Origin of the sequence: Fictibacillus sp. 5RED26 (assembly GCF_015903895.1) — a bacterium.
GTDB classification, from domain to species: domain Bacteria; phylum Bacillota; class Bacilli; order Bacillales; family Fictibacillaceae; genus Fictibacillus; species Fictibacillus phosphorivorans.
In genome coordinates this window covers 1,568,136-1,582,446 of sequence record NZ_JACZDU010000001.1, presented here as the reverse complement: position 1 = coordinate 1,582,446, position 14,311 = coordinate 1,568,136, and the positions used below count along the sequence as shown (strand labels likewise).

The window sequence follows — 14,311 nt, the reverse complement described above, 5'->3', positions numbered from 1 at the left end:
AAATTCATGTAAAGGGGGAATACGTATGAACAAAAAAACAGCTATGATTTCTGGAATAATAGTCGTTATTCTCCTTCTTGTCTTCGGAACAAGAGAGTGGGTGAACGGAAACCAAGGTAGTACATTAGAAAAAGAGAAAATGAACCAAATCGTAAGCGCAAAATATCCAGGAGAGATTCTATCTACAGAATTAACGAATAGAGAAGATACACGACAATACAAAACAGTGTTGAAAAGTGAACAAGGTGTATATGTGATCTGGTCTGATGCGGTTTCTGGAGAAATTCTCGACATGAATCGAACAGAACATGGAGAACCTTCAGGCAAACGTATAACAAAGGATGAAGCAGAAAAAATAGCTGCCAAACACGGTGAAGTGATGTCTGCTGAATTTAATGAAGAAAACAAAGTCTATCTTGTTTCTGTCCAGAATGAAGGGAAAACATATCGTTTGGAAATTAACGGGAAAACTGGTGGTATCAAGAGTAAAAACGAGGTTGAATCTAGAGATGAACCGGCTGAGCCGAACACAAAAATAACAGAAGAAGATGCCAAACAAATCGCCCTAAAAGAAGTAAAAGGGACCATCACAGATATTGAGTTAGATGATGAAGACGGTGTGATCGTTTATGAAGTTGAGATTGAAACGAAAACGAAAGAAGCACAAGTAATCATAAATGCGTTTTCAGGTGAGGTAAACTCCGTAACGATGGAAACAAAAGATAGTGACTAAGAATGCTCTAATCTAGAGCGTTCTTATTTTTTTGAGAAAAACACCAGCTTTTCTCATCGTTTTCTAATCTTCTCTTCTCTTTGTTCTCATTTTACCTGTCTATTATAAGGTTATAGTTAAAAACAAGGAGGAAACAACAAATGAAAAAACTAACAAAAATTATCGCAGGTACAGTATTAGTCGGTGGTATTGGATTAGGAACATATACTTATGTAGAAAACACACCTAGCGCGTTTGCTGCTAAGAATGTAATTTCAGAGAAACAAGCAAAAGACATCGCTTTAGAAAAAACAAAAGGCGGAACAATTACCGAGATGGAACTTGATCGAGATGGTCTAAAAGACAAATATGAGATTGAGGTTTATAACGGCGAAAAGGAATACGATCTTGATATTGCGGCTGAAACAGGTAAGATCTCTAAAATTGAAGAAGGTATGAAAGATCAAGATGACAACGACGATGATGGTGATGACGATAACAATAGTGGTGATGACAATGATAGCTCGGATCGCGATGATCAGATAGATCCTGCAAAAATCAAGATCACTTCTGAACAAGCGCAGTCCATTGCATTGAAAAAAGTTTCTGGAACTATAAAAGAAATGAGTCTTGATGATGATTATGTTTACGAGTTTGAGATTCAAAAAGACGGTAAGGATGTAGACGTTAACGTAGATGCTGTAACAGGTGAAGCTGTCGTTGATGAGAATGATAACAATTAATCACTTTAATCACCAGAATAAACGAGGCTGCCTAATAAAGGCGCCTCGTTTTTGAGTATGTAAGAATTTTATCAACTGTTTTTCTGTTCATTTCGTTCTCTGTGTTTTCAAGTAGAATTCACCATTTAAAATGCAAATACCCATGAGGAAAAAACAAGATAAACCCTTTAAATATCTAACTTTGTTAAGTTTTAAATTCGCTTAAATAAGGTAAAAATCTAAAAAATAATATATAATCTTGTAAGTATAGAGTTGTTCCTAGTAGTGCAAGTATATTCTCGAAGAGTATCTTGCGACTAAAATGGTCATTCTATGGATATTACATATTATTTGTATGATTTGAAAGGAGATTCATGGATGGATTCAATTTGGTTAGAGTACGGCTGGGCATTATTGATATTAATTGGACTAGAAGGTTTGTTATCTGCTGACAATGCCCTTGTACTAGCGGTTATCGCAAAACATTTACCTGAGGATGAGAAGAAACGGGCGATTAGTTATGGGATTCTTATGGCGTTCGTTTTCAGATTTGGTGCACTTTTTGCCATTTCATTCATCGCGAACGTTTGGCAGATACAGGCGATCGGAGCAGCTTATCTTTTATACCTCGGATTAAAGCATGTAATACAAGCTAAATTCGGTAAAGAGAATGAGAAGATCCAAGAAGAAGTAGAAGAAGAAGCAAAAGGAAAAGGTTTCTGGCCAACAGTTGGTAAGATCGCTATCGCTGATTTGGCGTTTGCGATCGATTCAATTCTAGCAGCCGTTGCATTGGCACTAGGACTTCCAGATTCACCTCTTGGCGACTTCGGTGGTATGGATGGTGGACAATTCATAGTTGTTGTTCTCGGAGGAATTGCGGGTCTGATCTTAATTAAGTATGCAGCAACTTGGTTTGTTCAGCTACTAGATCAACGACCAGCTTTAGAAACAACAGCTTATGCGATCGTTGCATGGGTAGGTGTGAAACTTGCGGTCATTACACTTGCTCATAATGATATTGGAGTATTAGATCACGATTTTCCACATAGTACGGTTTGGACGATCATCTTCTATGGTGTGTTAGTGGGTATTGCGGTAATCGGATGGTTTGCACCTGCTAAAAAGTCCGGTAACGTAACTGACTCTTCAAATTAATAAGGTTCAATGCGGTGTACCATTTCATATGTGTACACCATTTTTTTATCTTAATCAAACCTATTTCAGTCAAAGTGCATTCATAGAAGGAATGCACTTTTTTATATGGAAAGTATAGTGTTGTAAAAAAAGAAATGGTATTTGATTTAGGGGTGTAAAGAAAATGACTTTAATTGTAAGTAATGTGTTCTTAATTTTTTCTATCTTTTCAATGGTGATGTGTTTTTATTTTACCTTGTCCTATTTTTATTATTTGAAATTAAATGATCATCGCACCATCAAGCAAACAAAATTTGCAGCAGTTATATCCTTCGCGCTTGGTTTTGTTTTCCCAACCGTGATTTTATGGAGTTAAAAACAACCTAAAAATTGCGGGGAGATCAAATCAGCTGATGCTAGATGTTCAATACAATCATTAACCATCAGCTACTACTAAAGAAACGGTGAATAATCGAAAAAAACACACATTAAAGGAAGTGGAACTTTTGGAAGCAACTGAAATTTTAAAAATGAATAAACAAAGGTGGGAGGTATCAGCCGAACGCTTTTTTGGTAGAACGGCACTTCCAGAATACGGACCTTTTGCTTTTAATGAAGAGCAACTAAAGTTATTTGGCTCAATAAAAGGTAATAAGGTGTTGGATATAGGGTGTGGTAGTGGCCATTCACTGCAATATATGGGTAGAGAAGGTGCCAAAGAATTATGGGGACTAGATATGTGTACGAAGCAGATTGAGACAGCTAGAAAACTTTTACACGATCAACAAGTAGAGGTTACATTGATAGAATCACCTATGGAGGAGAACCCGGGATTACCAAGCAATTATTTCGATATGGTTTATTCAATCTATGCTTTGGGCTGGACAACAAATTTAAGTCTTACGTTCGCAAATATTTATAGTTATCTTAAACCAGGTGGTGTTTTAATTTTCAGCTGGGAACATCCTCTTCATGATCGATTAAAATACGAAGAGGAACAGTCTACGTTCATATTTAACAAATCTTATGTGAATGAAGGCCCGGAATATAATGAAGGTTGGCAGAATTTAGCTGTCATTCATCATAGAAAATTAAGCACCTACATAAATGCTTTAATCGATGCAGGTTTTATGATAGAAAAAGTAATAGATGATGTTTACTTACCTGAAGAGCACTCGGAGAATCCGTCCAGATGGTATTCCACTCAAAAAGCAAACCTTGTTCCAGCCACTTTTATTATAAAAGCGTCAAAAAAGTAAAACCATTCAAAGGAGCTTAATATTGACTAGTTGGATATCTCTAACTTCAACTTACGTGTTAATAAAAAGGCTTATGTTAAACTGGCATTATTCTTAAGATAACAATTAGAAGTTACCTGGGAGATGAGACTATGAAACCACGAGTTACGGTCATTACGTTAGGCGTTGAAAACTTAGAGAGATCGCTACAGTTTTATCGGGATGGTTTAGGGTTCTCGACTAAAGGAATTATAGGTAAAGAGTTTGAGCATGGAGCTGTTGCTTTCTTTGACTTGCAACAGGGATTAAAGCTTGCCATTTGGAATCGCAAAGATTTGGCACATGAAGCTAAGGTTTCAGGTGGAAAACCAAATCCTACTGAATTTACTCTCGGTCATAATGTTGGAAGTATAGCAGAGGTTGATAAGGTCATGGAAGAAGCGGAACGTGCAGGAGCCATCATAACAGATCCAGCTCACGAAACGTTTTGGGGTGGATATTCTGGTCACTTTCTAGATCCAGATGGACACTTGTGGGAAATCGTTTGGAACCCTGATTGGGAAATTTTAGATTAACAATTTAATGTTGAATGAAGGAATAAAATGAATGTGACATCTTGGAAAGGAGAACACATATGACCAGTTTTGTAGATAGTCCCAACGGTATTTTTCCATCGGTCTGTTCTTTAGACTGTCCCGATCAGTGTGGGTTGCTCCTCCATAAAGAAAACGGAAAAATTGTAAAAGTGGAAGGTGACCCGGATCATCCGGTCACGAAGGGCTTTATTTGTAATAAAGTTCGAAATATGACTGAACGTCTATATGATGAAAAGCGATTAAAATATCCGATGAAGCGTATTGGAGCGAAAGGTGAAGGACATTTTGAACAAATAAGCTGGGATGAAGCCATTATTACCATCACCTCGCGATGGAAGGACTTGCTTCAAAAAGACGGCGCCGAGAGCATTCTACCTTATAGCTTTTATGGGAATATGGGTAATCTTGCTGCTGAAGGAATGGACCGTCGTTTTTTTCATAGACTAGGAGCTTCAGAGCTTGATCGAAGCATCTGTAACTCAGCAGGGGCAGCCGGTTACAAGTATACGATGGGCGGCAGCTATGGTATTGATCCTGAAGATACGATTCATTCTAAACTGTTCATTTTCTGGGGTATTAACGCTGTTAGTACGAATATGCATCAAGTATCACTTGCACAACAAGCACGTAAACAAAATGGAGCGAAGATTGTTGTCATTGACGTCCATAAAAACCAAACTGCTAAATTTGCAGACTGGTTCATCCCTATTTTACCAGGAACCGATACTGCTCTTGCATTAGGCTTGATGCATATTCTGTTTGCTGAGAACATGGTGGATCATTCATTTTTGAAACAGTACACCGTTGGATCTGAAGAGCTCCGTGAACATGTTGAACAATATGACCCTATTACAGTTTCAAGCATCACGGGAATACCAGTAGAGGATATACTGAAGCTTGCTCGGATGTATGGCCAAACGTCTCCTGCGTTTCTACGGATTGGAAACGGCCCACAGCATCACGATAATGGCGGTATGTTTGTGAGAACGGTATCTTGTTTGCCGGCTTTAACAGGTCAATGGGCTGTTAAAGGTGGAGGGGCGATCAAAGGAAATTCGGCTTATCTCGCGTTCAACACTGATAACCTGCAACGGCCGGATCTGCAACCTAACAAAAACACGCGTGTAATAAACATGAATCTGCTTGGAGAAGCATTGCTTGCTATAGATCCTCCCATCAAATCACTTTTTGTATATGGGACGAATCCAGCTGTGGTTGCACCTGCAGGGAATAAGGTTCGTAAAGGATTAGAACGAGAAGACCTATTTACAGTGGTACATGATTTATTTTTAACAGAGACGGCAATGTATGCAGACATTGTTTTGCCCGCTACGTCTTCGTTTGAGTACACAGATTTTTACACGTCGTACTGGCACCATTACATTCAGCTTCAACAGCCTGTGATTGAATCTTACGGAGAATCGAAGTCTAATGTAGAGGTGTTTCGATTACTTGCTAAAGGCATGGATTTTACTGAGAATGCATTTGATGATACAGAAGAAGAACTAATTGACCAAGCATTAGATTCAACAGAGAATCCCTATATTCATAGAATAAACTTTGACGTATTGGATAAAAAACAATATGTAAAGGCAGAGGTGGAATTTCCAACTAAGCTTCCAACACCGAGCGGAAAAATAGAACTGTATTCTGAGAAGATGAAACAGGACGGCTATCCAGCGCTGCCGACATATATCCCTTTGATTAATGATTCTGACCATCCTCTTCAATTTATTGCAGCACCGAACCATAATTTTTTAAACTCAACGTTTGCAAATCAAGACAAACATGTGCGACTTGAAAAAGAACCTGTAATTGTTATGAATCAGTTTGACGCTGATCTGGCAGGAGTAAAAGATGGCGAAAAGGTACGAGTGTGGAATGAGCAAGGAGAATGTGTACTAAAAGCGAGCGTTGGTGATAATGTTCTACGAGGTGTTGCCGTTACTCAAGGTCTTTGGGGAGCAGATAAAGATACGAAACATCTAGTCAATTCTCTAACTCCTGATCGCATAGCAGATATGGGTGGGGGAGCAACCTTTTTTTCGGGGAGAGTTAGCGTTAATAAACTCTGATAACAAGACTGTATAAAATTCAGAAAGCTCTTCTTCACTAATGAAGAAGAGCTTTCGACTTTATTAAAGAGTGAATTTAATCATCACAATCTTCAATCTCTGTTTCTGATGAGATACCGGATGTGAAGGTAGTACTGAAGGAATCACCAGCTTGGTTTGTAGCAAGAATGTTCCACGTTGCTGTGCTGCCAGAACGAGTAAAACCGATGAACACGTCAAAGAGCCCTTGAATGGTAGACGATCCTGTAGCAATAGCTGTTCCTTCCAATGTCGCTCCTCTTTCACCGATACAAGAGAACCTAATTCTTCTGCCTTGAGCCAAGTTAAAGGTAAATGTTGCGCCCGAGAATGAGATACTAAAGTTGTCAACCGTCGGATCACATCTCTCTCCTCTGCTATAACATTGATTCGCTGTAACATTTATGTTACCGGTAACAGTTGAAGGGACGCCCTGATTCACTACATTTGCAGTAGCTGGGGCACTAGATCCTCGAACACCAAGTCTGAACTTACATGGACAAGTCGTTGCACGACAACTGAAATCAATGTCAATAGATGAGGAAACAGTTTGGCCGGCAACGATTGCTGTTCCGCTAACTACAGTTGACGTTAAGGCTGTACCTGGTGGAACGGTTATATTGGTTGTGAAATTACCAGAAGCGTTTGTAGTTGCGGAAGGTATAGTGGCGACTGCTTCAGGGAATTGAGTAAAGGTAACAGTTACACCTGATTGAGGTACTCCGCCACATAATAAAGTACCAGATAATACACCGGAACAATCAATCTCTGATGCAGATGATAATGTTAGGGCACAAGTATTCGCACATTGGCCAGAAACAGATATCGTTGTACTCAATGTTTGAGTACCTATTGTAGCTGAGGCTGTAATATTTGTAACTTGGGAAGGAGTGTTAGGTGCGATATTTAACCCCGCTGCCACATCACCTTGTGAATCCGTAACGTCAGATGTTGGGTTGAGAGTAAAGTTTGGATTATCACTACTAAAGTCAACCGTTACACCTTCGACAGGTACTCCTCCACACGTTACCACTGCAAAGACATTACCCGTACAATCAATGCTTTCACCGGATGCTGTTAATTCGATTGAACATTGTGAGGAAGGGCACATGACCATGCAGTTGTCTATAGCCGAAATGGTGTCACCATTTATAACAGTTGTACCAATAATATTAGCCGGAATTTCAGGTGTACTTTCTGGAATATTTACTTCTACAAGGATTCTACCAGATGAATCAGTTATTGCTGGATTTGGCGTATATGTTAAACCGGCAGCGATATCATCTGTAAAAGTAACTGGAGCTCCGGCTACTGGGATACCATTGCATGTTACTGTCCCGCTAATAAAACCAGTACAAACAATAACGGCTTCAGATTGAAGAGTTAAGTTCCCGCCTGTACTTGGTCTTAAATCAATTCCCGCAATACACTCACAATCAATTATTTGGGATCTTCCTAAAGGATCAATTCCTCTAACGCAATGATCGATAACATCTATAAAAGTTAGATTAAAAAGACCACCACGATCTGTGACAATAATAATGCTTCGTCCACTAGGAATCTCTTTTAAACACCCACATATGCAATGTCCCTTGTTTGTCATCAGAATTTTTCTCCTTTGATCTTTTTTTAGCATTTTAGTATATGAAAGGAAATTTTTCATGTATAGGTAAATATCTCAAAAATGTTGCCATCTGAAAAACTTTTTCTAAGTTGGGAAAAACAATAAGCGACACCTGTCTTTACAAGGCCTTTTCGACTACGATTTTCCCAAGTTCATAATCAAATATTATAGGTATAATTAACCATATAGGACTGATTTTTATAGTTCTTTTTTATTATGTGATTGTATTTATAGAGAAAGGGTTGAAGAGTTTGAAGCACTTGATATTACCGAATAAGCTACTATCACAATGGCATCCTACAAAAAATCATGGAATTGAACCGTGCCAGACTAGTTTTGGCAGTTATGAATACATATGGTGGGTTTGTTCAAAAGGGCATGAATGGGGAGCGACTATTCGGGAGCGCTATAAGAAGAATTTGGAATGTTCGGATTGTGTAAGAGAAGAAAGAGCGTTAAAACGATCGTATCAGTTTGAAGAAGTTAAAAGTGAAACGTTAGCAGACGCAGATCCTGAACTATGTCAGCAGTGGCATCCGACTCTGAACAAAAATCTTACCACTGCGGATGTTGACAGCAAGGAAGATTGGCCACGTAGGTGGTGGATTTGCAAAAGAGGACATGAGTGGGAAGAAACCGTGATTGATCGAGTACATAATCCTAAAAGTGTATGTGTGTATTGCTCAGACAAAAAGGCGTATGAAAAGAACTGTTTGGCGACGATCCACCCCGAACTTGTAAAAGAATGGTCTACAGTGAACAATGGGAAAAGTCCACATGATGTCGTGTATAACTCAAACGAGGAAGTGGCATGGGTATGCGAAAAAGGGCATGTTTGGCGAGAGAGAATTCGTAAAAGAATTAAAAATAAATCGCGATGTCCAGACTGTGTGAAAATTGAGCAATCACTTTTCAATATGTTTCCTGAGATTGCAGCAGAGTGGCATCCAGATCGTAATGGTACAATGTTCGGGGTTCATAAAACACCTAAAGATGTTTCCGTTACGTCATACAACAATGTTTGGTGGCGATGTAGGAAATGTGGTGACGAATACACAGCAAGGGTGAAGGATCGTGTGAAGGGAGTCGGGTGTAATTCTTGTTCTTCTTAATGAAATAAAAATTGTAACATTTGTGAGCAGCTATTCCTACCGATTAAAAAAGTCGATAATGTATATCAACAGCCATGTTTCTTTATAGATAACGAATAGACAGGCGTTTTACTATCAAGGAATCTTCATATAAACTGATAAGTAATGAGACTCTGTAAATTTTATCAGTGATAAGGAGATATTACATGGAAATCTTTTCGCAATACCTAGCTGGAATTGATAACCCCGATCATAGACACCGAACGGAGGAGGTTTTGGAGTGGATCGCTCAAAAATTTCCTACATTGGAACCGCAATTCAAGTGGAACACACCGATGTATACCGATCATGGCACATTTATCATCGGTATCTCAATGGCAAAGCAACACATGAGTATTGCTCCTGAAGAAATAGCTATGTTGCGGTTTGCCGAGAGTATCAAAAAGTCTGGTTATAGCTCAACTAAAGGCTTGTTTCGTATTCGCTGGAAAGATGAAGTGAATTATGAGCTGCTTGAGGATATAATAGCGTTTAATATACAGGACAAAGCAGAATACACGAAATTTTGGCGTGAGTAACGATCGAAAGCATGATGTCAGAGTCATGCTTTTTTTATTTGAATAAATAGCTATGAAGTTTACCTTTACCATTCGCAGACCAGAATACGTTTTTCAACTTACTACGTAATGATGATTATACTTGCTAGGCGCTACCCCCATCCATTTTTTAAACATCCTATTAAAATACGATTGATCACAGTACCCAAGATACTCAGCGATCTCACTGATTGTCATCTGTGTATTTTGTAGTAGATGTAAGGACGTGTTAATTCTTAATTGGTGTAAGTATTGTATGGGTGTACTTCCCACTACTTCCTTAAAGATCCCTGATACGTAGTTAGGGGTTACACCTGCAAGTGAACTCAAGTCATCAATGGTTATATTACTTCTAAAGTTGCGGAGAATATAATCTTGTATCTCGTTTGCAATTCGCTCTTTTGAAGGAGCCGTTCTTACTTCAGATGATTCTTGCGCGATTTGAGTGAGTAATTCTGACAATATACACCTTGCCATCCATTCAAAATAAGGTTTCTTCAACAGGATTTGTGTAAAAAGTGATGAAAATCTTTGTTCAAAATAAGGGGTGTTAAAAGTCTTATAACGATACATCTCATTCTTAGTTGTATAGTGCAAGATTTTCCGCAGATTTTCACTTTCCCATAAAAAAACCACTGTATATTTTTGGTGACTCTCATCGGCGTGGTTTTCCCATGCGCGATCTACACCAGATGGAATATACAGGATCTCACCTTTAACCAATTCCACACCGACTCCATCGATCCAATACATCACTTTACCTTGTGTAACATAAACAAGTGTTGCGCATCCACGGTCTTTTCCGATCCTCCAAGTAGGATTAACGTCATGATAAACGCCTTGAATTTCCATATATTCAACTCCAATTAAAAAAATACTGGTGAATTATACAAATGGAAAGGGTTTTGTTAATTCCATTAGTAGCCTCAATGTTGATATTATCAAAATAATCAGAAAATATCTATAATCAAGTGGGGTGAGGCGACTACATTTACATGCGTTAATGAACCATTAACTGTTCAGGTGAATCTGAAAGGTAAGCAGTATAAGATATTTTTTAAATCGAGTTTTGAATTATCCAAATTTCCATTTTACAAGAATCTTGAATTAAACGGGAGGGCATTATGAAATATACAGTTGCTTCGTATTCATTTAATGGCTTATTTAATCAAGGGAAAATAGATCTTTTTGGGTATTTAGAAAGTGTCAAATATCGTTATCACCTGAACTCAGCTGATATTTGGAACATGATGTTAACAAGCTATGATGAGGATTATCTCAAGAAAATAAAAGAAGCGATGGATGAGAAGGAGTTAACCCTTGCTAATCTTTGCGTTGACTGTGCAGAGGTATGGGACCCAGATCCAAATGCTAAGGAAAAGTGGTATCAAAACGCACTTAAAAATCTGCGAGCTGCAGAAATATTAGGAGCACGTACCGTTAGAATCGATATGGGTGGAAGAGATTTGAAAATGACAGATGAACAATTTGAGTATACAGTGAACCGTTATCAAGAATATGCAAAAATAGCACAGAATTGCGGTTTTAAAGTAGGGCCTGAAAACCATTGGGGAGCATCAAGGGATCCTGAAAACATTAAAAAAGTTTATGAGGCAGTTGATCATCCTTCATTCGGTATTCTTCTGCACTTTGATAATTGGGATGTGGATAAAGAGAACGGTGATGTACTTTGTGCAAAATATGCCTTTCATACACATTTAGCAGCTTGGGTCATACCTGACTGTGAAGAGAAGATCAAGATTCTGCAAGATGTTGATTATCAAGGATATCTTGGCATCGAACATCACTCAGGAGAAAATGAATACAGTCAAGTGGAATGGCAATTAGCTACAGCACGTAATACGTGGAGAAACCTAATATCCGCCCAGCATAAGAAAGTAGGGGTATAAGGTTATGAAAAAAGTGCGAATCGGTATTATTGGTGTTGGCATGATTGGTAAAGTTCATCTAGAAAACTATGAAAAGATATCTGGTGCAGAAATCGTTGCCGCATGTGATATTGATGAAATTGAACTCAAACAAGTAGCGGAAAAGTTCAATATTCCTGACACGTACAGTGATTATAGAGAGCTGTTAGCACGTGAAGACCTGGATGCAGTTGATGTTTGTCTGCATAATAATTTACATGCTGGGATTACGATTGAAGCATTAAGAGCTGGTAAGCATGTATACTGTGAAAAACCAATTGCAGGCTCATACATGGATGGAAAGAAAATGATTGATACTGCAAAAGAATGCGGTAAACAACTGCATGTTCAACTAAGCTTTCTCTATGGGATCGAAACGAAAGCCGCAAAGATGTTAATAGATGAAGGAAAGCTTGGCAGACTGTATCATGCTCGTTCTACCGGATTTAGAAGACGAGGTAGACCGTTTGTTGACGGATATGGCACGAAAGAATTTAATCAAAAAGAGAAGGCATCAGGTGGAGCGTTGTTTGATATGGGTGTATATCGAATATCCCAATTGCTGTATTTAATGAATATGCCTTCTGTTAAAACGATTACAGGTAAAACGTATCAAGAAATGGATATGGATGAAAAACGTAAAATGATAAGTGGATTTGATGTTGAAGAGCTTGGTTTAGGATTTGTTCGGTTCGATGGGGGTCTAACACTTGATATTATCGAATCCTGGGCGATTCATTTAAATGGATTGGGAGGAAGCAGTTTAGTAGGGAATAAAGGTGGACTATCCCTTCACGGACAAGTAAACGGAATAAATACGCCATTAAGCTATCATACTACGATGAGTGACATGGATATGGATGCTACATTTGATCTAGGTGCGGCGAATTATCGATGGCATCAACTTCAAGAGAACCCGGATGCCTATGACTCCTCACAAGAACATTGGATTGCCGCGCTTCAAGGAAGAGTGGAACTGCTGCCGACCGCTGAGATTGCACTTCAAACAATGTTAATCAGTGAAGGAATCTACTTATCAGATTCATTAGAGCGAGAGGTGACGGCTGATGAGGTTATTAAAATGTCTAAATCGACAATGCTTCACCCTATACCTAAAACCGAAAATGTAAGCGATTACAAAATAAATCAGGAGCAATTAAGTTAATCGTTTAAGCAGAATACTAGAATTGAGGTGTGTTCATGAAAGGTCTTAAATTAGCCATAAGTATTTTAATCATTACAATGTTGTTCGGATGTAACGCATCGAGCGAAGGTGGAAAAAGTAATGATGCGGACGGCAAAAAGGTAACCATTTCTTATGCAAGTTGGGGATTAGGGACAGAAAAAGAACAAAATATAGAAAGACTCATGATCAAAGCGTTTGAAGAAAAATATTCAAACATCGAGATAAAATTAGTTGAGTCGATACCTAATGATAAATGGAATGATGGATTAGCAGCTGCGGCAAGTGCAAATGAAATGCCTGATGTATTCATGCTGTCCGAAATACCACCTGGTGTAGCAAATGACTGGTTATTAGATCTTTCTAAATTGTCCTCTGATGATGCTGATCTTGCAAAAGTCCCTGAGGCCGTAAGAAAGGCAGCAACATACGGTGACACTCTTTTCGCAATACCTGCAGGTCAGCAATTTTTAGGATATTACGTTAATAAAGATATGTTTAATGACGCTAATTTGGATGCGCCAGAAAGTGGTGCAAACATAAATGAATTCGTTTATTCTGTAAAACGTATAACAAATATCAGTAAAGGCAAGGTTGGTATAAACAACCCAATGGCAATCCTTGACTGGTATCCTGCAGCAGTAAGTAAGACTCTTGGTTGGTATACCTACACAAAAGAAGGATATCATTTAGACAGCACTGAATTCAAAGAAGGTCAACAAATTGCAAAAGATATCGTTACGAACGATTATGCTTATGAATCATTAACAGAGGAACAAAAAAGTAGCTTCGATGGAAGTAATGCAGGAGAGGTTTGGGCATCAGGAAATATGGGTTTAATCTGGGATGGGACATGGGCATTGACTGCGTTTGAGGAAAACCTTGATTTTGATTATGATTTCATTGGAATTCCCGGCGGAAGAACCGTTGTCGCAAATGATTATATGGGAATATCAAAGAATACGAAACATCCAAAAGAAGCTTATTTATTTTCGAAATGGATGTCTTTTGGAAAAGAAGGATATCTGAAACGAATTGATATTGCTGCAGAAAAAGGGAAAGTACTAAATGGTGTGCCAGTCACAACAGATCAAGATGTGCTGGATGCATATTTTGAACTACAAGACCTTCCTGGCGTTCGTTCAGCGTTTGATAATTTGGACAATGCTATAGTCGAACCCGTAAAAGCTGTACCTGGTTACGTTCAGTCACGGTGGGAAGCTCCAACAGGAGTTAGTATTTCAGAGCAACCAAACGCAAATATTCATAGTCTTCTTGAAGCATCGATTAAGGGTGAAATTAAGTTAGAAGATTATCTTTCACAGATTAATAACCTTGCTAATGCAAAGTATGAAGAAGCTAAGAAAGCGATTGAATAAGAAAAAATAATA

At 38.5% G+C, this 14,311-nt stretch carries 13 protein-coding genes; 11 read left to right on the top strand and 2 right to left on the bottom strand.

Annotation, left to right across the window (positions count from 1 at the left end; genetic code table 11):
- Positions 1-25: 25 nt before the first annotated feature.
- The 6 genes from IHV10_RS08200 (at position 26) to IHV10_RS08175 (ending at position 6,480) form a co-directional block, all read left to right on the top strand.
- On the top strand, positions 26-733 hold the full coding sequence (locus IHV10_RS08200) for a PepSY domain-containing protein (RefSeq protein ID WP_197128109.1): 708 nt from the start codon (positions 26-28) through the stop codon (positions 731-733).
- 140 nt (positions 734-873) lie between these two features.
- Entirely contained in the window at positions 874-1,455 is a 582-nt protein-coding gene (locus IHV10_RS08195; protein ID WP_197128108.1) for a PepSY domain-containing protein, read from the top strand.
- A 357-nt stretch (positions 1,456-1,812) separates the two neighbouring features.
- Positions 1,813-2,592 (top strand): TerC family protein, encoded by a 780-nt coding sequence (locus tag IHV10_RS08190; RefSeq protein WP_197128107.1) that lies wholly within the window; start codon positions 1,813-1,815, stop codon positions 2,590-2,592.
- Between the two features lie 485 nt (positions 2,593-3,077).
- Positions 3,078-3,830: a class I SAM-dependent methyltransferase gene (locus tag IHV10_RS08185; protein WP_197128106.1), complete on the top strand. Its 753-nt coding sequence runs from the start codon at positions 3,078-3,080 to the stop codon at positions 3,828-3,830.
- A 131-nt stretch (positions 3,831-3,961) separates the two neighbouring features.
- Complete coding sequence (locus tag IHV10_RS08180; RefSeq protein ID WP_197128105.1) at positions 3,962-4,384, top strand: VOC family protein; 423 nt, start codon at positions 3,962-3,964, stop codon at positions 4,382-4,384.
- A 59-nt stretch (positions 4,385-4,443) separates the two neighbouring features.
- Positions 4,444-6,480, top strand: a complete 2,037-nt coding sequence (locus IHV10_RS08175) for a molybdopterin-dependent oxidoreductase (protein WP_197128104.1) — start codon at positions 4,444-4,446, stop codon at positions 6,478-6,480.
- A gap of 76 nt (positions 6,481-6,556) precedes the next feature.
- On the opposite strand, the gene IHV10_RS08170 is transcribed toward IHV10_RS08175, so the two are convergent.
- Positions 6,557-8,101, bottom strand: a complete 1,545-nt coding sequence (locus tag IHV10_RS08170; RefSeq protein WP_197128103.1) for a hypothetical protein — start codon at positions 8,099-8,101, stop codon at positions 6,557-6,559.
- A gap of 272 nt (positions 8,102-8,373) precedes the next feature.
- Between IHV10_RS08170 and IHV10_RS08165 the strand changes: the two genes are divergently transcribed.
- Positions 8,374-9,234 (top strand): zinc-ribbon domain-containing protein, encoded by an 861-nt coding sequence (locus IHV10_RS08165; RefSeq protein WP_197128102.1) that lies wholly within the window; start codon positions 8,374-8,376, stop codon positions 9,232-9,234.
- Positions 9,235-9,419: 185 nt separating this feature from the next.
- Positions 9,420-9,791, top strand: coding sequence for an iron chaperone (locus IHV10_RS08160; protein ID WP_197128101.1), 372 nt, complete (start codon positions 9,420-9,422; stop codon positions 9,789-9,791).
- Between the two features lie 93 nt (positions 9,792-9,884).
- Here the strand turns inward: IHV10_RS08160 and IHV10_RS08155 are convergent, their stop codons facing one another.
- The gene (locus IHV10_RS08155) at positions 9,885-10,661 is read right to left on the bottom strand and encodes a helix-turn-helix domain-containing protein (RefSeq protein ID WP_197128100.1); all 777 of its coding nucleotides are present in this window, start codon (positions 10,659-10,661) and stop codon (positions 9,885-9,887) included.
- A 272-nt stretch (positions 10,662-10,933) separates the two neighbouring features.
- Between IHV10_RS08155 and IHV10_RS08150 the strand changes: the two genes are divergently transcribed.
- From IHV10_RS08150 to IHV10_RS08140, 3 genes are read left to right on the top strand one after another with little or no spacing between them, the layout of a single operon-like run.
- Positions 10,934-11,719 carry a sugar phosphate isomerase/epimerase family protein gene (locus IHV10_RS08150; RefSeq protein WP_197128099.1) on the top strand — a complete coding sequence of 262 codons (786 nt, stop codon included), beginning with the start codon at positions 10,934-10,936 and terminating at the stop codon, positions 11,717-11,719.
- Positions 11,720-11,723: 4 nt separating this feature from the next.
- On the top strand, positions 11,724-12,902 hold the full coding sequence (locus tag IHV10_RS08145; RefSeq protein ID WP_197128098.1) for a Gfo/Idh/MocA family protein: 1,179 nt from the start codon (positions 11,724-11,726) through the stop codon (positions 12,900-12,902).
- Between the two features lie 35 nt (positions 12,903-12,937).
- Complete coding sequence (locus tag IHV10_RS08140) at positions 12,938-14,299, top strand: ABC transporter substrate-binding protein (RefSeq protein ID WP_197128097.1); 1,362 nt, start codon at positions 12,938-12,940, stop codon at positions 14,297-14,299.
- The last annotated feature ends 12 nt before the right edge of the window (positions 14,300-14,311 follow it).